Here is a 22,523-nt window from a genome sequence, read left to right as displayed (position 1 = left end):
CGTTACACAAAATGCAGAGATGGCTTGCATAACGGGAGGTGTCCATATACGGGCAGGCGCATCACGCCGCCCCCGGGAGAAAGGGGAAGATGATTTTATTTCCGGTTGCGGTTTTTGCGTTTAAAACCTCCCCACAAAGTCGTTATAGTTTCAGACGAAAAAAAATAACGATCTTCTATGGACTGACGGGGTGATAACAATGAAATTGCGTTTACGGACAGCCGCCGCCGTGGTGCTGGCGGGCCTGCTGCTGGCGGGCTGCGACCAGAAGGGCAGCGATGCGAAACACATTAAAGTCGGCGTGATTAACGGCGCTGAACAGGATGTGGCGGAAGTGGCGAAGAAAGTGGCCAAAGAGAAATATGGCCTCGACGTTGAGCTGGTGGGGTTTAGCGGCTCGCTGCTGCCCAATGAGTCCACCAACGCCGGCGATCTGGACGCCAACGTCTTCCAGCATCGCCCGTTCCTCGAACAGGATAATAAAGCCCACAACTATCACCTGGTAGCGGTAGGCAACACCTTCGTCTTCCCGATGGCGGGCTACTCGCGCAAAATTAAATCCGTCACCGAGTTGAAAGACGGCGCGACGATTGCCATACCGAACGACCCAACCAACCTGGGCCGCGCGCTGCTTCTGCTCCAGCAGGAAAAGCTGATTACCCTCAAAGCGGGCACCGGCCTGCTGCCGACGGCGGTCGATATCACCGACAACCCGCATAACCTGAAAATTATGGAGCTGGAAGGGGCGCAACTGCCGCGCGTTATCGACGACCCGAAGGTCGACGTAGCGATCATCAGCACCACCTACCTGCAGCAAACGGGCCTTTCCCCGGTGCGCGACGGTATCTTTATTGAAGATAAAAACTCGCCCTATGTGAACATCATCGTGACCCGCGAAGACAACAAAGACGCGGAAAACGTCAAAGCGTTTATCCATTCCTACCAGTCGCCGGAAGTGGCGAAAGCGGCAGAGACGATCTTTAACGGCGGCGCGGTGCCCGGCTGGTAATCACTCACACAAGGAGACGTGGCGATGACCCGGCAACGCCAGGCTGATTTGCTGCTCATAGCCGCGACGGTTATCGCCGCCTGCGGATGGATTTTTTCCCGGGAAGCGATTGCCGGTATGCCGGTTTTCGCTTTCCTCGGTCTGCGCTTTTTCTTCGCCGCGCTGCTGCTGCTGCCTTTCTGCCGCGGCTTTCGCGTCGGCAGGGAGCACTGGCCGCGCATTATAATCAGCGGTCTGTGGTTTGCCTTAAACCTGTGCCTGTGGATCTACTCGGTATCGACGACCCCGTCGCTGGGCGAAGGGGCGTTTATCATGAGTCTGTCGATGCTGTTCGTGCCGCTTACCGCCTGGGTGATGATGAAGGCGAGGCCGGCGCGGGCCTACTGGGAGTGCCTGCCGATAGCGGTTGTCGGTCTCGGCTTGCTCAGCCTGCATATGCCGATTGCGTTTCACCCCAGCCAGGGTTGGTTTCTACTGACCGCGCTGGTGCAGTCGATCTGGTTTTGCTACACCAGCAAAAGCGCCCGCGAGGTGCCGCTAATCCCGCTGACCACCGTGCAGCTCGGCATTACCGGGATTGTTGGACTGGGGGTCTCCGCCGCCGTTGAAAGCTGGGATCAGCCGTTTACGCTGCCGACCTTCGGCTGGCTGCTCGCCAGTATCGTTATCGCCACCAGCCTGCGCTTCGGCCTGCAAATGAAGGGGCAGAAGTACGCGGCGGTCGCCAGCGCGGCGATTATTATGGTGCTGGAGCCGCTGCTGACGGTGATTGCCGCGGCGCTGTGGTACGGCGAACAGCTACCGCTGCAGAAAATTATCGGCGGCCTGCTGATCCTCGTCGCTCAGCTATGGTTCCGCTGGCGAATGCTGAAGCCGCTACGCTAAACCGGTACGCCGCTGCGCCATCAGATGCAGCAGCGGCACCAGCGATAGCCCGTCCGGCATATCGCCGCGGGCGATCATCTGGCCTATCTCTTCGAGGGTAAACCAGCCCGTTTCCATCACTTCGTCCTGATCTTCATCCATTCCCACCCAGGCCAAATCGCGGGCCAGCCAGGTAATAAACAGCTGATCGCTGCTGCCGTAGGAGGGGTTATAGCGGATAATTTCTTCAGCGTGCTGCGCCTGCCAGCCGGTCTCTTCTCGCAGCTCCCGCAGGGCCGCCTCGCGCGGGTCTTCGCCTTCATCGACGCCGCCGGAAGGAATTGCCCATACCACCCGATCGATCAGGTAACGGTAGTGGCGAATCAGCAGCACTTTGTCATCCTGCATCGCCACAATCCCTACCGCCGGGTGCGGGTAGTGAATAGAGTAAAAATCCCGCCGATCGCCGGGCGCCATATCAATCCCAACCTTGCGCATACTGAACCACGGACAATGCGCCAGAACTTCGGCATCATGCAGGTCGTCGGAGGTGAGTTTTTTCTTCATCGTCGCCACTGTTTCTGAAAAATGAGCCTTCAGCACACCATAGCCGGGCGGCGATGGCAACCGTCGCAGATTGGCCCGATTTCATCGTTCATTGCCCAAACGCCCATATTGCGCCAGGCTTGTGGGACGTACGATGTTCAGCAGATGACCGCGAAGAGGAATGAACATCATGAAAATCACCCATGTGCGTAATGCCACCCAGCTTATTGATTATGCGGGTAAAAAGTTTCTCATTGACCCGATGCTTTCTGCCAAAGACGCCTGGGCGGGCTTTGCCGGTACCGCGCGCAGCGAGTTGCGTAACCCGCTGGTGGACCTGCCTTTTTCCATCGAAGCGATCGTTGACGTGGATGCCGTGATTGTTACCCACACCCATCAGGATCACTGGGACGAAGCGGCGATCGCGGCGATCCCCAAAACCCTGCCGGTTTACGTCCAGCATGAGGCCGACGCTCAGCTACTGCGCGGGCAGGGCTTTCGCGATATTCGTCTGCTCTCTGAGGACAGCGCGTTTGCTGACGTTGCGCTGGTAAAAACCACCTCGGGCCAGCACGGCAGCGACCGCACCTATGCGCTGGCGGCAATGGCCGAGCGTCTGGGCGAAGCCTGCGGCGTGGTGCTGCGCCATCCGCAGGAGAAAACCCTGTGGCTGGTGGGGGACACTATCTGGCGCGATGAAGTGGAAGCCGACATGCTCAGGCTGCGCCCTGAGGTGGTGGTGCTGAATGCCGGGTATGCGCACGTCATCGGTTTTGGGCCGATCATCATGGGCAAAGAGGATGTGCTGAAGGCGCACTTCACCCTACCGGAAGCCAAAATCGTCGCCAGCCATATGGAAGCGGTGAACCACTGTCTGCTGAGCCGCGATGAGCTGCGCCAGTACGTGGCTGACAATCAGATTGCCGGGGCGGTCAGCATCCCGCAGGATGGGGAAAGTATGGTCTTTTAGAAGCGGAGCGGGCGATGAAACTGACGGAAGTGGCGATTGTGGCGGTGGACGGGTTTAGTCCGTTTCACTACTCGGTGCCCTGTATGCTGTTTGGCGATACGGTCTCGGAAACCAAACGCTTTAACCTGCATATTTGCGCCGAACACCCCGGGCTGCTGAACGCTCGCGACGGCTTTGCGCTGAACGCCAGCGGCGATTTTTCCACTCTGGAGCAGGCGGATATTGTGGTGGTGCCTTACTGGGGGGCGGTGAATCAGCGCCCACCGCAGCCGCTGCTTGACGGCCTGGTTAGCGCGCGTAACAACGGCGCGCAGATCGTCGGCCTGTGTCTCGGGGCGTTTGTGCTTGGCTACGCCGGGCTGCTGGATGGCAGGCGTGCGGCGACCCACTGGGAGTTCGAGCAGGATTTTCAGCACCTGTTTCCGCAGGTGCGGCTGGATATCAACGCGCTGTACGTTGACGATGAGGGGATCATCACCTCGGCGGGCACCGCGGCGGCGCTCGACTGCTGCCTGTATCTCATTCGCCAGCGCTTCGGCAGCCTTGCCGCCAATCAGATCGCCCGGCGGATGATCGTCCCGCCGCACCGGGAGGGAGGACAGGCGCAGTTTATCGCTCAGCCGGTACCGAAAAACACCCGCGACGCGCGGATAAACGGCCTGCTTGAGTATCTTCAGCAGCATATCCGCGAATCGCATAATCTCGATTCGCTGGCGCAGGTGGCGGCGATGAGCCGCCGTACCCTGACCCGCCATTTCGCCAAAGCGACCGGTATGGGCATTGCCGACTGGCTGGCCGCCGAGCGCCTGCGGCGCAGCCAGATCCTGCTGGAGGCCGGGGATTTACCCGTCGGGCAGGTGGCGGAGGAAGTGGGCTATCGCTCCGCCGTAACCTGGCGTCAGCAGTTTAAAGCGCGCTTTGGCGTCAGCCCGGTGGAGTGGCGGCGCACCTTTCGTCGCGGGGCTTAGCCGCCGAGGGTGGCGCTGTCGATGACGAAACGGTATTTCACGTCGCCTTTAATCATCCGCTCCCAGGCCTCGTTAATCTGGTCGCCGCGAATCAGCTCAATATCGGCGACGATGCCGTGCTCGGCGCAGAAATCGAGCATCTCCTGAGTTTCCGGGATGCCGCCGATCATCGATCCGGCAATTGACCGGCGGCGGAAGATCAGATTAAACACTTCCGGCGAGGGATGCGGCGTGGCGGGCGCGCCCACCAGCGTCATGGTGCCGTCGCGTTTGAGCAGCGTGGTGAAGGCATCGAGGTTATGCGGCGCCGCCACGGTGTTAAGTATAAAGTCGAAGCTTTTCAGATGGGCGGCCATTTCGTTTTCGTTGCGCGAGACCACCACTTCGTCCGCGCCCAGCTCTCGTGCCGCGTCACGCTTGGATTCCGAGGTAGTAAAGGCCACCACGTGGGCCCCCATGGCGTGGGCCAGCTTGATGCCCATATGCCCCAGCCCGCCGATGCCCACGATGCCGACTTTTTTGTCCGGCCCAACGTTCCAGTGGCGAAGCGGCGAATAGGTCGTGATACCCGCGCACAGCAGCGGCGCGACGGCGGCCAGCTGTTCTTTGGGATGGGATATGCGCAGCACGTAGCGCTGATGAACAACGATCTGCTGGGAGTAACCGCCGAGCGTGTGGCCGGGCGCATCCTGCGTCGGGCCGTTATAGGTGAGCACCATATGATCACAGTAGTTTTCCAGCCCGTCCCGGCACTCCTCGCACTCTTTACAGCTATCGACCATACAGCCGACGCCCACCAAATCGCCAACGGCGTGACCGGAGACGCGGCTGCCCACGGCGGTCACTCGGCCGACGATTTCATGACCCGGCACGCAGGGATAGAGCGTCCCTGCCCACTCGGAGCGCGCCTGGTGCACATCCGAGTGGCAAACGCCGCAATAATCAATGGCGATCTGCACATCGTCCGGCCCCGGCTCGCGGCGGGTGATGGCCATAGATCCCAACGGCTGGCTGGCCGAATTCGTTCCAATAGCGTTGATTTGCATAGCAAAACCTCTTCTACATAATGGCGTTGAATAAAACGGAGGGGGAGAGCGTTTTTTGAGCGGCAGGATCAAGCGTAGCCTGGTTGAGGCGCGATGGGAGGGGGAGAGCTCAAAGGGTTAAAGATGGGCTCACCCCCGCAAACGGAGTGCAGAAAATATCAGGGCGCGACGGGCGTCAGATAATCCAGCCGCAGCGGCCCGGCAAGCAGGCTATCCATCTGCGCAATAAAAGCCTGGAAGTGCGGCAGGGCGATATGCGCGTCCAGAGCCTCCTGATTGCGCCAGGATTCGCGCATATAGAACGTATCCGGCGCATCGCGCAGCTGAAACAGAGCGTAATCGAGGTTGCCTGGCTCCTGACGCGTGGGCAACAGGAGCGCCCGCAGGGCCTGGCGCAGCGCGTCGCTGTGGCCCGGTTTCGCCGTCAGCACCGCGAGAAGTGAAATCGCCTCGCCGCTCATCTTAAAAGCCCTCCAGCACGATTTTGCCCACCGAACGCCCGGTTGCCAGCTGCGCGTGCGCTTTTTGCAGGTTGGCGGCGGTGATGGCGCCGTAGTGCTCGCCGAGGGTGGTCTTAATGGTGTTGTCGTCAATCAGCGCCGCCACGCGGGTCAGCAGCTGATGCTGGGCGATCATGTCCGGCGTTGCGAACATTGAGCGGGTAAACATAAATTCCCAGTGCAGGGAGATGCTTTTCGCCTTCAGCGGCACCACGTCGAGGGTTTGCGGATCGTCGATTAGCGCCAGCTTGCCCTGCGGTGCGAGAGCGGCGATCAGCTGCGGATAGTGCTGGTCGGTATTGGTCAGGCTGGCGACGTGGGTTACCGCTTTGACGCCAATCCGCGCCAGCTCTTCAGCAAGCGGTTTGCTGTGATCGATAACATGATGCGCGCCCGCTTCCCGTACCCATTTCTGGCTTTCCGGACGCGAGGCGGTGCCGATAACCGTCATACCGGTGAGCTTGCTGGCGAGCTGGGTCAGTATCGAACCGACGCCGCCCGCCGCGCCGACGATCAGCAGCGTGTCGCCCGCGTTGCCGCCTTCCTCTACGCCAAGGCGGTGGAACAGCAGCTCCCATGCGGTGATGGCGGTGAGCGGCAGCGCGGCGGCGGCGGCGTTATCCAGCGAACGCGGTTTGCGGGCGACGATGCGTTCGTCCACTAACTGAAACTCGCTGTTGCTGCCCGGACGGCCCAGCGCGCCGGCGTACCACACTTCATCGCCCGCGGCGAACAGGGTTACCGCGCTGCCGACGGCTTTAACTACGCCAACCGCGTCCCAGCCCAGCACGCGCGGGGTATCGGCGTTAAAGCCGGCGCGGACTTTGGTATCCACCGGGTTGACGGAAATGGCCTTCACTTCAACCAGCAGATCATGCCCCTCGGCAACCGGCTGCGGCAGCTCGATGTCGGTTAAAAAAGGAATGTTGCTGCCTTCGGTCGCTGCGCGAGTAATGGCGATCGCTTTCATACACTCTCCGGTTTTGAATGAGGTTCATCGTTTGAATGTATTGAGGATAGACCGCGGCACGTGGGGGAAAAATGGCCCGGCGGCGATAACAGTTATATTGAAAAAGTGAAAATCAGCGGACGCGATAAAAATCGAGCGTTACGCCGTCCTGGGAGCGGCCGCCGGAACAGATAAACAGCGAGGTGGTGAGCCAGCGCAGCGCCGGCGCATCCACTTCGAAAGTCGGTACGGTACGAAAATAGATCGCTTCCGGCGGTATATCGCTAAAAAAGCGCATATCGTCGCCAAAAAGACGTTCTTTATACTCTTCGGGTAGGCGTCGAATGCCGTTGTTTTCAATATATACCGTGCCTCCTTCCACGTGTAAGGCATAGCGCGCGGAGAGGCGGCAGGTGCCGTCAGGCTCGATGATCTGGCTGTCGACGCCGCCGGGTAAGACGTGGCCGTTGAGCTCACCGCGTACGATTCCGCTGAGGATAGGGATCAGCTGACGTTTCCCGCTCTGCGGGCTGCGGGAGACGATGACCGGTTTGTCGACCTGAATGGTGATAGAGAAGCTGTGTTTGAGTTCGGGTGTCATCATTGGTCTCCTTTTTAAGCCACGTTATCCCGTTAGTGTAAGGATTTAAAGGTGAAGGGAATAACGCAAACATTGGATGGAAATGATTGGCTGGGGAGATGAAAGTGAACAAAAAACGGCCGCGATCGCGGCATTATTTGGCGTATTCTGTTGACATAATGCTTTCACACGGACGCGAGGAATAAAGATGAATACGCTATTTCTGATTGGCCCCGGCGGGGTGGGAAAAAGCACGGTTGGAGCGCTGCTGGCGTAGGCGATGAGCTACCAGCTTATCGATCTCGATAGCGAATTTTGCGAACGGATTTTAAATATTCGACAATATATTCAGTGTAATGGATACGAACGTTATGTGCGTGATAACGCCGCGCTATGCTCTCGCCTGCTGGCGGAGAATCCGCATGAAAAACGAGTGGTGGTGCTCTCCTCGGGATTTCTTGCCACCGATGTCTGTCCGGAGATTGTCGCCGGGAATCGACAGCTTGTGCGGCAGACCGGGTATTCCATCCTGCTATTGCCTTCAGAGGATATTGATATCGCTACGCGCATAGTGGTCGCGCGCCAGCTGATGCGCGGCTTTGGTCTGGTCGAAGAAAAAGAAGAGATAAAGTTCCGCCAGCGCTTTAGGGAATATTGTGCATTATGCGATTGCCGGGTGATTTCGTCTGAGGAGCCGGAGAGGGTGGCGGAGCTGGTGCGGGAGAAGGTGGCTGCGGAACAGCGGAAACAAAAAAGCCTGGAGGCGATGCGTTAGCTGAGTGAACTATCACAGAAGTTGGGATTGTATAACTAAACGCCATGCAGCGCAGCTCTGTGGGTATTACACAGGCCCAAAGATAATCTCAGATCGCGTAGGCCGGGCAAGTCGCCGCCCGGCAGAAAGGCGCGAACAATACATAAAACATGAAATATATCAGTTGCTTAATTTATGGCGCAATTTAGACGTTACTTAATGCTCTGCCTACACTTTGGGAGGATTGATGAAGTTGCAGTAATACGGCCTGATGTCAGGGATGCAAAATCTGCATAGAAAACAAAATCAACTCGTTGAAGTAATAGCTGGATACCGTGGCAGCGGAAGAAGGGGGGAATTTTACGAGCTGGTTTAAAGAGCTGGCGAGAAGCGCTAAAAGCGAAGGGTATTGAATCGAAAGGCTGATTTTCTGGATAAGTTCACATGGATAAAAATGATTGAACGCAATCGCAGAGAATGCATTCAAAGTCATAATTGATATGATCATATTGGATATTTTTTTGTATGATTTTCTCTAGTGCCCTTTTGGTGTCCTCAGATGATTTTGGCTGCCTGATCATCCTTGGTTCATATAATGGTTTGCAAACGATACATGATATAGAGCGAACACCAATTTGTGTTGCGCTCAGCACTTGTAATTTGTCATAAATAGTTTGTAATCAGGATGCTCTTTAAGATGCCCATGCTCAGGTTGCTGTGCATGGCAGGCAATACAAAGCACAGCCAGATTTGAGCTTCTATTGTCATTCTTCAGACCATTGCGATGGTGAACATGAACAAATCGAGAATCATTCGGGCTGAAAGACTCCTTGCAGGATTCACACAGGTACCCACGCCTTTGCCTGATGCTTTTCGATAACTCAGCCCAGTTTTTAGGGTAGTCGTTAAGTGGTGCGGTCATTGACGTGTGCAAGGGTTTTGCGCCGATCAGGTCACGAGGATACTCTTTGAAAAATTCAGTTAGCGAAAAATTAAATACTCTACTCCAACGTTCACCGCCAGACATGTTTTGCAGGCTAAACCCATGCCAGCGAATCCTGTCAAGACAATTCTGGCAAATATTTAATCTTACGGTTTGGTTTTCTTTGCTATTACCTATGATGTTGACCTGAAACTCCCCCGTATCTCTGTTTGCGACAACATACCGATCAAACCGAGAATTCCTACGCATTTTTTCGAGAACCCGACAATTAGCCAAATGATATTTTGGCATCCGGACCTCTCCTGCAATGGATGAAATGTCCCGTATATGAAGCAATACGCGTTTACCATTACAGATCAATGTTCCATCATTATGAGCCTTAACTTCATCGAGGTTGATTTCGATACCACCTGAAAGCAATTTTTCAGCAAAAGAGCCATCTGACTGTATGGACACCAATGAAAAATTGGTTGTTAACGGCGCATTCATCTTCTGCCGCAAGGCATCCAGTGATGACCAGTTGAGAAAATCAGGTAATTTAAAACTCATTTTTTAGTTAATTTCCCTGCGATCAAATCCATCTTCTCGCTGGCGTTAGTGACAATACGGAACTCAACGCGCTGGTTTGCCGCTTGCGATGACTCATGCGAGAGAGGATGGGAGGATGACAGTCCATTCGCAGTAACATGCTGAATCAGCCATTTTTCATTACCTTGCACTTTTGATAATGACATCAGATATTCGAGTGTGCTGCGGGTTCTTGCCTGGGAGAGTTCCATATTTTTGAAGTAAGCCTCTTTTTCATTTTCAGCGCCGCTCCAGAAAGCACTGGTATGCCCTTCTATACGTATTTCTTTGACTGCGCTTCTGTATTTATCTGATGTCAACAGAGCGATATAACGCGGGAAAAACTCACCGAGCACTTCTCTGAAACGAGGACGTAATTCCGACGAGCCAGTGGCGAAAAGAACGGAAGGATCGTTAAAGCGGATAGTCATATCCCCCAGAATTTCGGCGTTCCATTGCTTCAGGTCTTTCGCAAATTCTTTCTGGAGGGCCAACTGCATATCACGCTTCGTGACTTCATACTCTTTTACTACCAGCGTCGTCGTCTGCTCTACGCGGAGCATAAATGCGGCAGTTAGCAGCATAAATACCATCATTAAGCCCGTCATCAGGTCCGCAAGAGGTATCCAGTAAGATTGATTACTTTGTTCTAAATTCATCTTTTTCTCACGTCGCAGAAGCGATCCGCACAACCTCTCTAAGGCGCTCGGTGAGAGGGGTATAATCAGCGACAAATTTCTCGGAAAGAGAAGCAAGCTGTCGGCCCAAGGTTTCGAGGCTTTTTGTCAGCTCCTCCTGCAGTCCAGTATCCAGCGCGACAACACTCTGATGGATCTTTTCCATGGACTGAGTGAGTCCTGAACTGACTTCCGACTGAGACTGGCTAAGTGTCTCAGTCAAAAAACGTTTAATGTCAGAGGAGAAAGATTGTGCTTGGGTACCAAAATCTATGACGATATCACCGACGTTGTCCTGCAGTTTTGCCACGCCCAGGGACATTGATGCCATCATTTCATCAATTTTGCGTGAGAACTGAGGAGTGACCTCTTTCATCTGCGCCAGAACTTCACTCATGGAACGCTGAGACTGATCGATGTCCTGATGCTGCTGAACCAGATGTTCAAGCGTTGTTTCCAGCACGCTTGCGGTCTGGGCGAAACTGGATGCCTGTCCGATGAATGAAGCAAGGCCCAAGGAGGCTTCTCTGAGATCCTCGGCTGAGGATTTTTGTACAGCCTGCAACGTATCCAGTTCGTCCTTATACTGCTGCTGCCAGATGACAAGCTTTTCCACACTTGCGTTCAGATGTTTGAAATTTTCGCCAAACTGCTCGTTAATTTGCGAATTAAAATCATTGATGACGTCTTTCAGTGCATTAATAAGTGCTTTGGAGCCATCCTCTGCCATTTTCTGAGAAAATGTATCAAAGGAGCTGCGTAAGGCACGTAATTCGTCCGCCTGTTCCTGGCGCATTAATTTAAGCTGTGTCAGGAGGCTGCTGTCTTCGTTGCCGGCGAGACTTTGCTGAAGTGCATGAGTGGCCGCAACGACATCATCCAGACTTGCTGCTTTAGGAGTACCAGAAGTTTGAGGTATGGGCTTATTCTGGAAATAGTGTCTTGCTCTGATCACTAGTGAACCGAAAACACCACTTAATGAAGCGAGGAATGCTGTCTTAACGCCTTCAAGTAAATGTGGAACGCTTTCTGCTACGTTGGTCGAATCAAAGTGCAGTAGCGAAGTTGCAATTCCCGCGAAACAACCGAGGATGCCAACGGTCGTGAGTATTTCAGGGCCATGAACAACTGCGAACCTGTCGAAGCGTATGAAGGCGAAAAATATTGCCAGGGCAAGGTTAACTAATACGAAGCCGTTGGTAATGGGATCGGATGTAACAGTGCTGAATGTTACAGATGTTGCGGCGTATGACATGCAAGGCGTGAGTAACAACAGAAGTAGAAGTCTTTTCTTCATTATCTTGATCAAAGGAAGGGGCTCTAAATGTAAGCGCCTGACATTGCATACAGGCCGTAAAATGCTGTTTATGATACTCCCTGATTTTTGTAGAGTTTATGTTATTGTGGCATTTGCCCGAATAGCTGCCTTTATATCGTCCACTATGTACTGAAAGAACTAGCAAACTAGGGCTTGGTTCAGAAAACGCCTAGGTATTGGTTTGAAATCCGGACCAATATTTCCTGCAACATCCAGATGTAGTGTTAGATAAACGCCCAAGGCAGGCGCTTCTCTTTACCAGTATAACGGTATTTGAATCTCAAGTAGCGAGCACCACTATTTGATACTGCCCAATTAACGTCCTCCTCCATCGGATAGCTTATATGTCTTGTCTTTGGACTTAGCTGTTTCAACTTGCCGGACGGCTAGGTTCATTGAGGGTAGCCAATGGAGTCCAGTTATGCTCACTTATAATGCCACCAGAATGCACTTAATTCAGAAAGCCATGTGTTGAACTCAGGAGAGCACTATTGGCTTTATTTGCTAGTAAAATAAGGAATTTATCGAGTCGAATGGAGTTCATGAGAATTGAACTGGCGGAAGATCACAGGAGTTGAACCTGCCCGGGACCGCTGGCGGCCCCAACTGGATTTGAAGTCCAGCCACCTCACCGGAGATGACGATCTTCCGCGCCTCGATTGCTACATGGAGGCGGGCGCATTATAGCTACTTTCCTGCATTAACCACATCCCCCAAGGCACTTTTTTACTGCGAAAACTGGACTTTACAGAACCTTCTGAAACATTCCTTTGCAAAATCCGTGGCTTACACTTTTACACACTCTTTCAGGCTACCGGGATCACATAAAACAAGAAACGTAATTTGATTATGAGATATCGCAATTCATCTTACTGCGCGGATGGGTTACAAAGCATGTAACCGGTACCAATCCGCGGTAGCGCTGAGAGAAGAGTGTGCGATGAAAGATCATATTTTGTCCGTCAAAGAGAAGATTGGCTACGGCATGGGCGATGCCGCTAGCCACATCATTTTTGATAACGTCATGTTGTATATGATGTTTTTCTATACCGATATCTTTGGTATCCCTGCCGGCTATGTCGGTACCATGTTCCTGCTGGCCCGCGCGCTGGACGCGATATCCGACCCTTGCATGGGGCTGCTGGCCGACCGTACCCGCAGCCGCTGGGGAAAATTCCGCCCGTGGATACTGTTCGGAGCGATTCCGTTCGGTCTCGTGTGCGTACTGGCCTACAGCTCGCCGGACCTGAGTCATAACGGCAAGCTGATATACGCCGCGGTCACCTACACGCTGCTGACCCTGCTCTACACCGTGGTCAACATCCCCTACTGCGCGCTGGGCGGAGTCATTACCGACAATCCGACGCAGCGCATCTCCCTGCAGTCCTGGCGCTTTGTGCTGGCGACGGCGGGCGGCATGCTCTCCACCGTCCTGATGATGCCGTTGGTGAACTTTATCGGCGGCGAAGATAAAGCGTTTGGTTTCCAGGGCGGCATCGCGGTGCTCTCGGTGATCGCGTTCCTGATGCTGGCGTTTTGCTTCTTCACTACCAAAGAGCGCGTCGAAGCGCCGCCGAGCTCTACCTCGATGCGGGAAGACCTGCGTGATATCTGGCGCAACGATCAGTGGCGAGTGGTTGGCCTGCTGACCATTCTCAATATTCTCGCGGTCTGCGTTCGCGGCGGCGCGATGATGTACTACACCACCTGGATTATGGGATCCGCGGGTCTGTTCACCGCCTTCCTCACCACCTACTGCGTCGGCAACCTGATTGGCTCGGCGCTGGCGAAGCCGCTTACCGACTGGAAATGCAAAGTCAGCGTTTTCTGGTGGACCAATGCTCTGCTGGCGGCGCTGAGCGTGGCGATGTTCTTCGTGCCGATGGACGCCGAAATCACCATGTTCGCCTTTATCTTCGTAATTGGCGTGCTGCATCAGCTGGTGACGCCGATTCAGTGGGTGATGATGTCCGACACCGTCGACTACGGCGAATGGTGCAACGGCAAACGCCTGACCGGCATCAGCTTTGCGGGCACCCTGTTCGTGCTCAAGCTGGGCCTGGCGCTGGGCGGCGCGCTGATTGGCTGGATGCTGGCGGGCGGCGGTTACGATGCCGCGGCCAAAACCCAGAACAGCGCCACTATCACCATCATCATCTCATTGTTCACCCTTGCTCCGGCGGTCTGCTACCTGCTGAGCGCGGTTATCGCGAAACGCTACTACACCCTGAAAACGCCGTTCCTGAAGAAGATGATGGCGGAACTGGCTCAGGGCGCGCGCCGCAACGAACACGACTTCACTTCAGCGCCGACAGGCAAAGAATTGCAAAACTAAGAGGAAGCTATTCATGAAAATCAGTGATGGAAACTGGCTTATTCAACCAGGGCTCAATCTGATCCAACCCGTGCAGGTCTATGAGGTTGAGCAGCAAGGTAACGAGATGGTCGTCTATGTGGCGTCTCGCGAAGTTCGCGAACGCGCCGCCCAACTGGACGTTCCGCTCTTTACCGTGCGCTTCTTCTCCCCACAGGAAGGGGTGATCGGCGTACGCATGGAGCACTTCCAGGGCGCGTTGAACAACGGCCCGCATTACCCGCTGAACGTGCTGAAAGACGTGAACGTGGAGATTAATAATGGCGCTGAATATGCCGAGCTGAAAAGCGGCAATTTGACCGCACGCGTCATGAAAGGCGATTTCTGGTCGCTGGATTTTCTGCGCGACGGCGTGCGTATTACCGGTAGCCAGCTGAAAAATGACGGCTACGTGCAGGATACCAAAACGAATCGCAACTATATGTTCGAGCGTCTGGATCTCGGCGTCGGCGACACCGTTTATGGCCTCGGCGAGCGCTTTACCGCGCTGGTGCGTAACGGCCAGACGGTCGAAACCTGGAACGAAGACGGCGGCACCAGTACCGAACAGTCGTATAAAAATATCCCGTTCTACCTGACTAACCGCGGCTACGGCGTGCTGGTGAATCATCCTGAGCGCGTCTCTTTCGAAATCGGCTCCGAAAAAGTCTCGAAGGTGCAGTTCAGCGTTGAAGGGGAATACCTGGAGTACTTCGTCATCGACGGCCCGACTCCGAAAGAGGTGCTGAACCGCTATACCCGGTTTACCGGGCGTCCGGCGCTGCCGCCAGCCTGGTCCTTCGGCCTGTGGCTGACCACCTCGTTTACCACCAACTACGATGAAGCGACGGTTAACAGCTTTATTGACGGTATGGCAGAGCGCAACCTGCCGTTGCACGTGTTCCATTTCGACTGTTTCTGGATGAAAGCCTTCCAGTGGTGCGATTTTGAGTGGGATCCGGTGACCTTCCCTGACCCGGAAGGGATGATTAAACGCCTGAAAGAGAAAGGACTGAAGGTCTGCGTGTGGATCAACCCGTATATCGGCCAGCGTTCACCGGTGTTTAAAGAGCTCCAGGAGAAAGGCTATCTGTTGAAACGTCCGGATGGTTCATTGTGGCAGTGGGATAAATGGCAGCCGGGCCTGGCGATTTATGACTTCACCAATCCGCAAGCCTGCCAGTGGTATGCCGACAAGCTGAAAGGCCTGGTGGCGATGGGCGTAGACTGCTTCAAAACCGACTTCGGCGAGCGTATTCCGACCGACGTGCAGTGGTTTGATGGTTCCGATCCGCAGAAAATGCACAACCACTACGCCTTCATCTATAACGAGCTGGTGTGGAACGTGCTGAAAGAGACCGTTGGCGAGAAAGAAGCGGTGCTGTTCGCTCGTTCCGCCTCGGTGGGCGCGCAACAGTTCCCGGTGCACTGGGGCGGCGACTGCTACGCCAACTATGAATCGATGGCGGAAAGCCTGCGCGGCGGCCTGTCGATCGGCATGTCCGGTTTTGGGTTCTGGAGCCACGATATCGGCGGCTTCGAAAACACCGCGCCCGCCCACGTCTACAAGCGCTGGTGCGCCTTCGGCCTGCTGTCGAGCCACAGCCGTCTGCACGGCAGCAAATCCTATCGTGTGCCATGGGCCTACGATGACGAGTCCTGCGACGTGGTGCGCCACTTCACGCAGCTGAAATGCCGCATGATGCCGTATCTGTACCGTCAGGCGGCGCTGGCCAACGAGTTCGGTACGCCGATGCTGCGTTCGATGATGCTGGAGTTCCCGCACGACCCGGCCTGCGACTATCTGGACCGGCAGTACATGCTGGGGGATTCGGTGCTGGTGGCGCCGGTGTTTAGCGAAACGGGCGACGTCCAGTTCTGGCTGCCGGAAGGCCGCTGGACCCATCTGTGGCACAACGATGAAGCGCAGGGCAGCCGCTGGCATAAGCAGAATCATGATGTGCTGAGCCTACCGGTGTACGTGCGTGACAACACCCTGCTGGCGTTGGGCAACAATGACCAGAAACCGGACTACGCGTGGAATGAAGGCACCGCCTTCCAGCTGTTTAATCTCGAAGATGGGCGCGAAGCGGTCAGCCAGGTGCCGGCAGCGGACGGGTCGGTGGTCTTTACCCTGAAGGCGAAACGCCAGGGCAATGTCATTACCGTCAGCGGTGACGGTGAGGCCAGCGGCTGGACGCTGTGCCTGCGCAATATCCAGCAGGTAGCGAGCGTGCAGGGCGGTGTTCAGGCAGGCAGTGAGCTGGGCGTGGTGGTGACCGCGCAGGGCAATGCGTTGACCATCACGCTGTAAGTTTTTGCTTCCTGAAGCATGGGTTCACAGCCGTCTGCGGACAGGTAACCCGGTGGCGCGACGCTTACCGGGGCTACAGGCTATGCCCTCTTCGTTTGCGGAGAGGTTTTTTTATTCCATTTCTTCTGAAAAAGTAACGTTCATTTCATTCTGGTGATTCACCCCACAGACACTCGCGCCGTCAGGTGATAGCGTAGTTTGCCGCTGAGAGGAGCCCGGAATGGATTTAGAAAACATCTTTCGTGACGTTAAGCTAAGCAAAACCGAAATGACCGTGCTGCGTTTTATTCAGAATGACCCTGAGCAATGCGTACGCGAGGGCATCCGCGCCGTCGCGGAACACTGTTATAGCAACCCTTCCTCGCTAGTGCGGCTGGCGAAGAAACTGAAATTCAGCGGCTGGCTGGAGCTGGTCTATTTTATTAAATTCAATATCACCATGCCGAAACTCGATGTCACCAACGATATCGACTACATGAGCATTCAGCCGATAGAGCGGATAACTTCTCTACTGGAAAGCCTGCAACATCATCGCATTTTGATTCACGGCAGCGGCTTTTCGCAGCTGATCGCCCAGTATATTTACAATAAATTTTTGGTGACCGGGGTAAACGCCAGCCTGGCGCTATGGCCGGATTACGAAATTCTTGAGCAGAAGAACGCCGCTAAATTTGATTCGATCTGGATTATTTCCAAATCCGGGCGTAGCAGTTCGGCGCTGAACTGGGTGAAGGCGCTGGAAGGGAAGAAGATTAATCTGGTCTGCTTCACCGGCGATTATCAAAGCCCGCTGGCGCAGGCGGCGGATACGGCGTTTATTATTCACGATCCGCAGAAATTCGATGATGATATTTACTGGAGCAACCCGTTTTTTGGCTACTGCATACTCGGGTTTGAGCGGCTGCTGAAGATGTGGTTTACACACACGGGGATCCCCGGAGGCGGCGCCTGAGGCGCCTGTCCGGGCTACCGCCCCGCAGGCGGTGGTGAACCCGTAGCCCGGTCAGCGCAGCGCCACCGGGAGGAGTGCGGTGGCGCGAGGGTGGGATTATTGCCAGTCGGCGAACTGCTTATCATCGAGATAAGCTTCAACAAGCGCTTTTGCCAGCGAATAAGAGCCGACCAGCGGATGCGCCATCAGCGCCCGTACCGCCAGTGACTTATCCCGCTGCAGAATCGCCGCCACCGCCAGCCGCTCATACTCCTTCACGCTGGCGATCATGTTTTTCTGCGCTGTCGGCACATGCTTCGGCGTCACCGGCTTCAGGCCCTCTTTACTGAGATCGCAGCTGATCTCAATCACGTCGTCCTGGCGCAGGAAGTCCAGCGTGCCGTTGTTGGGCATCGACACCACAATACGCTTGGTGGTGGTGCTGTTGACCGCCTCCAGAATATCCAGCGCCACCCCTGCGTAGCCGCCGGTATCCGGCTCCTCGATAAACTGCTTTAAGGTTAACGGCTCGCGGGTATGGAATTTTTCCTGCTGCGACTCGTTCTGCATATAGCTATTTTCCCGGCGCAGATAGTGCTTCATCCAGATGGTAAACGCCGCTTCCGGGTTGGCTTTCACATCCACGGTCCGCAGCTCTTCGCGCATATCGTGATTGATACGGGCAATCTGCTCGCCGCGGGTTTCCGCTGCGTTCTGAATCGCTTTTAAAGCCACTTCTCGATAGTAGTAGTAGTAAAGATATTCATTAAGCAGTTGCTTATCGCATAGCTGAACCAGCTCCGGCGAAAAGTACTGCATCGCCGTCTTACGATACAGCTCAGGACTGGTAATCAGGCGCTCGGTGACATCCTCGCCGCTTACGGTGAAGTGGGTAAACCAGGAGAAGTGGTTCAACCCGTAGCACTCAACGCCGAGATCGCGCTCGTCACAGCCGAGGATTGCCGGCAGCTCGCGAATCAGCTCCGACGGCGCGTCGCAGATGCCGTACACCCGGCGCTTAAAGCCGGATTTGATAATCGCCTCGGTGACCAGCCCTGACGGGTTAGTGAAGTTAAAAAGAATAGCGTCTTCGGCGGCGTGCTCTTCAATCAGGCGGCAGTAGTGAAGAATCGCCGGAATGGAACGCATCGCCATGGCGAAACCGCCTGCGCCGGTGGTCTCCTGGCCCAGGGTGTTGTGCTGCAGGGCGATACGCTCGTCGCGAATGCGGCTCTCATCGCCGCCTACCCGCAGGGTGGTGATGACATAGTGGCTATTTTTGAGTGCCGGCACCGGGTCGCTGGTTACGCTGAAGTGAATATCCGGGCGAATCGTATTAAACACATAGCGGGCGATTTCGCCAAAAATTGCCAGATTCTCAGCGGAGCTGTCGAGAAATACAACTTCCGTTAAACCAATGCGGTGCGCGTTATATGCCAGAGATTTTGCCAGGAATGCAGAGCGAACGCCGCCCCCGCCTAATACGGTTAATTTCATAAACAACTCCTAATTAATTTTCTGCTAGCCAGCTATCAACCCGGGAACGGACCTGTCCCACTTTGACGCCGTAAATAACCTGAACTTCATTTCGATTTCGTACTACGCCGTTTGCACCGGTGCTTTTTAATATTGCATCATCAACTAAATCCATATTGTGAATAGCGACGCGCAGGCGGGTAAAACAGTTGTCGACGGAAATAATATTCGCTTTGCCGCCTAAGCCATTAATAATCTCGTTGGTCACCGACTGCGGTTCGCCCATTTTTTTACGATAATCAGCTTTGCTATATAACTTCACGTTTTCATCATCTTCACGGCCCGGCGTTTTGAGATTCAACTTAACGACCAGCGTGCGGAAGATAACGTAGTAGACGGCGAACTGGCCGATCCCGATGAGCACGTAGCCGGGCCAGCGGGTCAGGGCGACCGGCAGCGGCAGGTTGTAAATCAGAAACTCAATCAGCCCCGAGGCGCCCCACGGACGGACGGTAAAGATGTCGCAAATCGCCTGCGAAGCTGCGGTTAAGGTAGCATGGATCACCCACAGCAGCGGGGAAACGAACAGAAAGGTAAACTCAATCGGCTCGGTGATACCGGTGAGCATGGAGGTGATAATGGCCGGTAGCAGAATCGCTTTAGCCATCATTTTTTTCTCCGGTTTCGCCGTATGGTAGAACGCCAGCGAGGCGCCGGCCAGGCCGAAGATGGTGGTCATCCCCTGCTGTGAGAAACGCAGCGCCTCGTTCATCACCGGCGTCAGATCCGGGTGACGCATATAGGCGAGGAAAATCGCCTGGGTTCCGGAGACTATCTGCCCGTCGACGTTCAGCGTGCCGCCGATTTGCGTGAGCTGGAACGGCGACCAGACGAAGTGGTGCAGGCCGGTGGGGATGAGGAATTTTTCAAAGAAGCCGTAAACGAAGACCCCCGCCACGCCGGCGTTTTTCATAAAGCCGGTCAGCGCCGCGATGCCGTGGGTCATAAACGGCCAGATCCAGGTAAAAGCGATGGCGTAGAAAATGATGACCGGCGTCATCGCCACCAGCGTCAGCTTGGCCCCGCCGTACATGGAGAGCGCGCCGGGTAGCTCAATAGTCGATACTTTGTTATGCACCCAGGCGATGGTGCAGCCGAGAATAATGCCGAGGAAAACCCCCATATCGACCACCACAAAGCCCAGCAGTTGGGTTTGCCCGGTGCCGTAATATTCGCCGTTAATTTTTTCCGCCAGGCCGTGAGTATGCTCCAGCCAGGAGTGGTTGGCGCCAAGAAACATAATAAAACACATCACTGAAACCAGCGCGACTTCGGTTTTTTTATCTTTTGCCAGGCCATAGCTGATGCCGACGCAAAAGAGTAATCCCAGATTGCCGAATAAAGGCCAGAAGGTATCGCCGAGTAGCTGTCCAAGCTGGTGTAAAAAGCTGGTCTCCGAAATTAATGTTGGGTTGGTTAAGACTGAGCTGAGTGCCAAAATTAAGCCGATGACCGGCAAGAACAATACTGCACCGATCATTGCTCTGGAGAATTTTTGCATATTCTCCAGAATACGTTGACGTATTACGGACATGGTCGTTCCTTTATTTTTGTATACCCGTCATACTTCAAGTTGCTTATGTGTTAGCTACGCTCGCTCACCCCAGTCACATAGTTATCTATGCTCCTGGGGACTCACTCCCTTGCCGCCTTTAAGCAACTCGAATTATTTTGGGTATAGGTTCAGGGACTTTAATTATTTTTTTAACTTCCAGTATTTTTGTTATAGCAAGTCCGCTATTTGAAAGGAACAGGTTGCGGAAAATAGGTACAAATAGCCGCTAAATGGCAACAGGTTTCACCATTAAGGATATTATATGACCCTCACCCCAAACCTCTCCCTGAAAGGGAGAGGTGGTCGATCGGTGTGGGCATAAAAAATAAAGAGTGCAGAGGGCGGTTCCCTCTCCCCGGCGGGGAGAGGGTTAGGGTGAGGGGAAACTAGGGGGTAGACATTATCGGAGCAGAAGGAGCCTGAGCGCTGGTAACTTCACCGTTGCGCATGACCTGCGCTACCTGCTGTTTCTCCATATTGACTGCGCTGAGCTGACCGTTAACGGTTGGCTTCAGCGGCGCATCTGGCAGCACGCTGCCGGTCGCCGTTAGCTGGAGATTACCATCGCCGGATATCGGCAGCGCTGGCCAGCCCCAGGCCTGCAAAATATTTAGCGGCACGCCGCGACCGCTCAGGCTCAGGTTGACCTGACGCTGCGGAAGCTGCGACACCGCCGCGGTGGCTTGCAGGATCCCACGCTCGGTAAAGGCGCTGAGCTCGTTAACGTTCACCGTTGAGGCATTGGCGCTCAGCTTCAGCGACGGGCGGCGGACATCAATACGATTAAAGGTCGCGGCGGCGGCGTTCAGCGTCGCGCTACCGTTCCACACGCCCCAGCTGCGGTTTTTCACCAGCTGCAGCTCGCCGCCGTAGCCGTCGAGCGCGGTGATTTGCCACGGGAACGCCGGTTCAACATCGATAATGAGGTTGCGGCTGGCGCTGAACTTTCTCAGCGTCAGGCTTTGCAGCCACTCGGGAAGCGGCGCCATCCATAGCTGCTTCCAGTTGGTCGGCAGCGTATATTCCAGTCCGGCGAACGCGGTGTCGTCCAGCACCAGGGCATGGTCGGCGCGCAGCCAGTTGCCGGATGTGCGCACCATCCCGCCCTCCCAGCGTGAGGTGAACTGGCGCAGCGCGATACCCTGCGGGGAGAATCCGGCGTTAAGGATTGGGTCGAGGAAGTGCAGCGAACCGTAAATAAACTCGTTGGCGTTCATCGACAGCGTGCCATCCTGGCTTTGCCAGTCGCCGCGGCTCAGGGTCAGGTTGCGCAGATTAAGGTCGAGGCCAGCGATCGCCCAGTCAGGCCCCTGCAGGCTGGCGTCGGTCACGTCAAGGCGGCCAATCTGCAGCGAGGGCAGGGTGGTCAGCGGCGTGAAAAAGTCGGCGAGTGATTTATCGCTTTGCAGACGGATCTCGTTGAGGCGCAAATTATCGACCTGCCAGCCGCCGTCGGCGCTGCGTTTCGCCGTGCCGGTGAGCGTGCCGCGAGCGACGTCCGCCCCGAGGGTTGAGAGCGTCACTTCGCCGTTATCGATATTCCCCTGAATCAGCACGTTGCTGGCTTCAATACCGTTGAGCGTCATCGACCCGGCGCTCATCTGAATTTGCGTTTTCTTGCCCAGCACATTACCCGCTTCCGGCGCCCACGGGCTGACGCCGCCGGTGACGCGCTGCGCGCTCAGATCCCAGTCGCTCTCCGGGCTGTTGAACGCCATATTGCGCAACCGGAGACGATCGGCGGCGAACGGCAGCGCTGCGGAAGAAGGGGAGAAGTTTAGCGTACCGTCGCTGAGAATGATTTCGTCAGCATGCAGCGGGTCGCTAAACTGGCGGCTGCTAAATCCGATATCCACGGTTTGCGCCACCAGCGTGGCGGGTTTGCCGTCGCGACCGAGGGTGACGTTTTGCAGCTGCAGGTGCAGTGGCGAAGAGAAATTATGGTCCATTTTGTTGAAAGAGACCTTCCAGCCGGTACCGTCGCTTAGCCAGGCGCTGGCCTGACGCCCTCCCCACTGGGTTTGCAGCAGGAAATAAGCGGCAATAATCACCACCAGCAGAGCAATCAGCAGCCAGAGAATCAGCTTTCTGAGAAATTTCATGATCTTCGATCCTGAGCGAGGCACATAAGGCTGTTATGCCC

19 protein-coding genes, 1 tRNA gene and 1 pseudogene are annotated in these 22,523 nt (G+C 55.2%); 8 read left to right on the top strand and 13 right to left on the bottom strand.

Annotated elements, in window-relative coordinates; genetic code table 11:
- Positions 1-199: 199 nt before the first annotated feature.
- Together nlpA and ABLV12_RS11460 are read left to right on the top strand one after the other, a co-directional pair.
- Positions 200-1,009, top strand: a complete 810-nt coding sequence (gene nlpA / locus ABLV12_RS11465; RefSeq protein ID WP_017145214.1) for a lipoprotein NlpA — start codon at positions 200-202, stop codon at positions 1,007-1,009.
- A 24-nt stretch (positions 1,010-1,033) separates the two neighbouring features.
- Entirely contained in the window at positions 1,034-1,894 is an 861-nt protein-coding gene (locus tag ABLV12_RS11460; protein WP_004116528.1) for a DMT family transporter, read from the top strand.
- On the opposite strand, the gene ABLV12_RS11455 is transcribed toward ABLV12_RS11460, so the two are convergent.
- Complete coding sequence (locus ABLV12_RS11455; RefSeq protein ID WP_004116525.1) at positions 1,886-2,440, bottom strand: NUDIX hydrolase; 555 nt, start codon at positions 2,438-2,440, stop codon at positions 1,886-1,888. The genes ABLV12_RS11460 and ABLV12_RS11455 overlap by 9 nt on opposite strands.
- 169 nt (positions 2,441-2,609) lie before the next feature.
- On the opposite strand from ABLV12_RS11455, the gene ABLV12_RS11450 reads away from it, so the two are divergent.
- Entirely contained in the window at positions 2,610-3,389 is a 780-nt protein-coding gene (locus ABLV12_RS11450; protein WP_064399126.1) for an MBL fold metallo-hydrolase, read from the top strand.
- A gap of 14 nt (positions 3,390-3,403) precedes the next feature.
- The gene (locus tag ABLV12_RS11445) at positions 3,404-4,357 is read left to right on the top strand and encodes a helix-turn-helix domain-containing protein (RefSeq protein ID WP_064399124.1); all 954 of its coding nucleotides are present in this window, start codon (positions 3,404-3,406) and stop codon (positions 4,355-4,357) included.
- On the opposite strand, the gene ABLV12_RS11440 is transcribed toward ABLV12_RS11445, so the two are convergent.
- The 4 genes from ABLV12_RS11440 to ABLV12_RS11425 form a co-directional block, all read right to left on the bottom strand.
- Positions 4,354-5,403 carry an NAD(P)-dependent alcohol dehydrogenase gene (locus ABLV12_RS11440; RefSeq protein ID WP_064399122.1) on the bottom strand — a complete coding sequence of 350 codons (1,050 nt, stop codon included), beginning with the start codon at positions 5,401-5,403 and terminating at the stop codon, positions 4,354-4,356. The genes ABLV12_RS11445 and ABLV12_RS11440 overlap by 4 nt on opposite strands.
- Positions 5,404-5,561: 158 nt before the next feature.
- Positions 5,562-5,864, bottom strand: coding sequence for a putative quinol monooxygenase (locus ABLV12_RS11435; protein WP_004107000.1), 303 nt, complete (start codon positions 5,862-5,864; stop codon positions 5,562-5,564).
- 1 nt (position 5,865) lies between these two features.
- The gene (locus ABLV12_RS11430; RefSeq protein WP_160887232.1) at positions 5,866-6,873 is read right to left on the bottom strand and encodes a zinc-binding alcohol dehydrogenase family protein; all 1,008 of its coding nucleotides are present in this window, start codon (positions 6,871-6,873) and stop codon (positions 5,866-5,868) included.
- A 112-nt stretch (positions 6,874-6,985) separates the two neighbouring features.
- Positions 6,986-7,453, bottom strand: a complete 468-nt coding sequence (locus tag ABLV12_RS11425) for a DUF3237 domain-containing protein (protein WP_004106996.1) — start codon at positions 7,451-7,453, stop codon at positions 6,986-6,988.
- Positions 7,454-7,712: 259 nt separating this feature from the next.
- Between ABLV12_RS11425 and ABLV12_RS11420 the strand changes: the two genes are divergently transcribed.
- Positions 7,713-8,207, top strand: a complete 495-nt coding sequence (locus ABLV12_RS11420; protein ID WP_224314363.1) for a shikimate kinase — start codon at positions 7,713-7,715, stop codon at positions 8,205-8,207.
- Between the two features lie 625 nt (positions 8,208-8,832).
- Here the strand turns inward: ABLV12_RS11420 and ABLV12_RS11415 are convergent.
- The 5 genes and pseudogenes from ABLV12_RS11415 to ABLV12_RS11395 form a co-directional block, all read right to left on the bottom strand.
- Positions 8,833-9,678 (bottom strand): HNH endonuclease, encoded by an 846-nt coding sequence (locus ABLV12_RS11415; protein ID WP_105889373.1) that lies wholly within the window; start codon positions 9,676-9,678, stop codon positions 8,833-8,835.
- Positions 9,675-10,355 carry an OmpA family protein gene (locus ABLV12_RS11410; protein WP_064399113.1) on the bottom strand — a complete coding sequence of 227 codons (681 nt, stop codon included), beginning with the start codon at positions 10,353-10,355 and terminating at the stop codon, positions 9,675-9,677. Before ABLV12_RS11410 ends, ABLV12_RS11415 begins: the two co-directional genes overlap by 4 nt.
- Positions 10,356-10,362: 7 nt before the next feature.
- Complete coding sequence (locus ABLV12_RS11405; RefSeq protein WP_064399110.1) at positions 10,363-11,670, bottom strand: hypothetical protein; 1,308 nt, start codon at positions 11,668-11,670, stop codon at positions 10,363-10,365.
- 339 nt (positions 11,671-12,009) lie between these two features.
- Positions 12,010-12,087, bottom strand: a pseudogene (locus ABLV12_RS11400) (hypothetical protein); the annotation flags it as partial.
- A gap of 159 nt (positions 12,088-12,246) precedes the next feature.
- Positions 12,247-12,341, bottom strand: a tRNA-Sec gene (locus ABLV12_RS11395).
- A gap of 290 nt (positions 12,342-12,631) precedes the next feature.
- Between ABLV12_RS11395 and ABLV12_RS11390 the strand changes: the two genes are divergently transcribed.
- From ABLV12_RS11390 to ABLV12_RS11380, 3 genes are all read left to right on the top strand, one after another.
- A complete protein-coding gene (locus ABLV12_RS11390; RefSeq protein WP_004106990.1) occupies positions 12,632-14,026 on the top strand; it encodes a glycoside-pentoside-hexuronide family transporter in 1,395 nt (464 codons plus the stop codon).
- A 13-nt stretch (positions 14,027-14,039) separates the two neighbouring features.
- Entirely contained in the window at positions 14,040-16,358 is a 2,319-nt protein-coding gene (yicI, locus tag ABLV12_RS11385) for an alpha-xylosidase (protein ID WP_017145223.1), read from the top strand.
- 220 nt (positions 16,359-16,578) lie between these two features.
- Positions 16,579-17,310 carry a MurR/RpiR family transcriptional regulator gene (locus ABLV12_RS11380; protein WP_004106985.1) on the top strand — a complete coding sequence of 244 codons (732 nt, stop codon included), beginning with the start codon at positions 16,579-16,581 and terminating at the stop codon, positions 17,308-17,310.
- A 96-nt stretch (positions 17,311-17,406) separates the two neighbouring features.
- On the opposite strand, the gene ABLV12_RS11375 is transcribed toward ABLV12_RS11380, so the two are convergent.
- The 3 genes from ABLV12_RS11375 to ABLV12_RS11365 form a co-directional block, all read right to left on the bottom strand.
- Entirely contained in the window at positions 17,407-18,786 is a 1,380-nt protein-coding gene (locus ABLV12_RS11375) for a glycoside hydrolase (RefSeq protein WP_024274824.1), read from the bottom strand.
- Positions 18,787-18,799: 13 nt separating this feature from the next.
- On the bottom strand, positions 18,800-20,359 hold the full coding sequence (locus tag ABLV12_RS11370; protein WP_004106980.1) for a PTS transporter subunit EIIC: 1,560 nt from the start codon (positions 20,357-20,359) through the stop codon (positions 18,800-18,802).
- A 407-nt stretch (positions 20,360-20,766) separates the two neighbouring features.
- The gene (locus tag ABLV12_RS11365) at positions 20,767-22,482 is read right to left on the bottom strand and encodes an AsmA family protein (RefSeq protein ID WP_047720523.1); all 1,716 of its coding nucleotides are present in this window, start codon (positions 22,480-22,482) and stop codon (positions 20,767-20,769) included.
- Positions 22,483-22,523: the final 41 nt, after the last annotated feature.

Source organism: Klebsiella sp. CN_Kp100 (genome assembly GCF_040065315.1).
GTDB lineage: Bacteria > Pseudomonadota > Gammaproteobacteria > Enterobacterales > Enterobacteriaceae > Klebsiella > Klebsiella oxytoca.
This window is presented reverse-complemented; position numbering and strand designations above follow the sequence as displayed.

What these genes read in the sequence shown, in the direction of transcription:
- nlpA (WP_017145214.1), top strand. Translation starts at nt 200, where the DNA reads ATGAAATTGCGTTTACGGACAGCCGCCGCCGTGGTGCTGGCGGGCCTG.
- ABLV12_RS11460 (WP_004116528.1), top strand. Translation starts at nt 1,034, where the DNA reads ATGACCCGGCAACGCCAGGCTGATTTGCTGCTCATAGCCGCGACGGTT.
- ABLV12_RS11455 (WP_004116525.1), bottom strand. Translation starts at nt 2,440, where the DNA reads ATGAAGAAAAAACTCACCTCCGACGACCTGCATGATGCCGAAGTTCTG.
- ABLV12_RS11450 (WP_064399126.1), top strand. Translation starts at nt 2,610, where the DNA reads ATGAAAATCACCCATGTGCGTAATGCCACCCAGCTTATTGATTATGCG.
- ABLV12_RS11445 (WP_064399124.1), top strand. Translation starts at nt 3,404, where the DNA reads ATGAAACTGACGGAAGTGGCGATTGTGGCGGTGGACGGGTTTAGTCCG.
- ABLV12_RS11440 (WP_064399122.1), bottom strand. Translation starts at nt 5,403, where the DNA reads ATGCAAATCAACGCTATTGGAACGAATTCGGCCAGCCAGCCGTTGGGA.
- ABLV12_RS11435 (WP_004107000.1), bottom strand. Translation starts at nt 5,864, where the DNA reads ATGAGCGGCGAGGCGATTTCACTTCTCGCGGTGCTGACGGCGAAACCG.
- ABLV12_RS11430 (WP_160887232.1), bottom strand. Translation starts at nt 6,873, where the DNA reads ATGAAAGCGATCGCCATTACTCGCGCAGCGACCGAAGGCAGCAACATT.
- ABLV12_RS11425 (WP_004106996.1), bottom strand. Translation starts at nt 7,453, where the DNA reads ATGACACCCGAACTCAAACACAGCTTCTCTATCACCATTCAGGTCGAC.
- ABLV12_RS11420 (WP_224314363.1), top strand. Translation starts at nt 7,713, where the DNA reads ATGAGCTACCAGCTTATCGATCTCGATAGCGAATTTTGCGAACGGATT.
- ABLV12_RS11415 (WP_105889373.1), bottom strand. Translation starts at nt 9,678, where the DNA reads ATGAGTTTTAAATTACCTGATTTTCTCAACTGGTCATCACTGGATGCC.
- ABLV12_RS11410 (WP_064399113.1), bottom strand. Translation starts at nt 10,355, where the DNA reads ATGAATTTAGAACAAAGTAATCAATCTTACTGGATACCTCTTGCGGAC.
- ABLV12_RS11405 (WP_064399110.1), bottom strand. Translation starts at nt 11,670, where the DNA reads ATGAAGAAAAGACTTCTACTTCTGTTGTTACTCACGCCTTGCATGTCA.
- ABLV12_RS11390 (WP_004106990.1), top strand. Translation starts at nt 12,632, where the DNA reads ATGAAAGATCATATTTTGTCCGTCAAAGAGAAGATTGGCTACGGCATG.
- yicI (WP_017145223.1), top strand. Translation starts at nt 14,040, where the DNA reads ATGAAAATCAGTGATGGAAACTGGCTTATTCAACCAGGGCTCAATCTG.
- ABLV12_RS11380 (WP_004106985.1), top strand. Translation starts at nt 16,579, where the DNA reads ATGGATTTAGAAAACATCTTTCGTGACGTTAAGCTAAGCAAAACCGAA.
- ABLV12_RS11375 (WP_024274824.1), bottom strand. Translation starts at nt 18,786, where the DNA reads ATGAAATTAACCGTATTAGGCGGGGGCGGCGTTCGCTCTGCATTCCTG.
- ABLV12_RS11370 (WP_004106980.1), bottom strand. Translation starts at nt 20,359, where the DNA reads ATGTCCGTAATACGTCAACGTATTCTGGAGAATATGCAAAAATTCTCC.
- ABLV12_RS11365 (WP_047720523.1), bottom strand. Translation starts at nt 22,482, where the DNA reads ATGAAATTTCTCAGAAAGCTGATTCTCTGGCTGCTGATTGCTCTGCTG.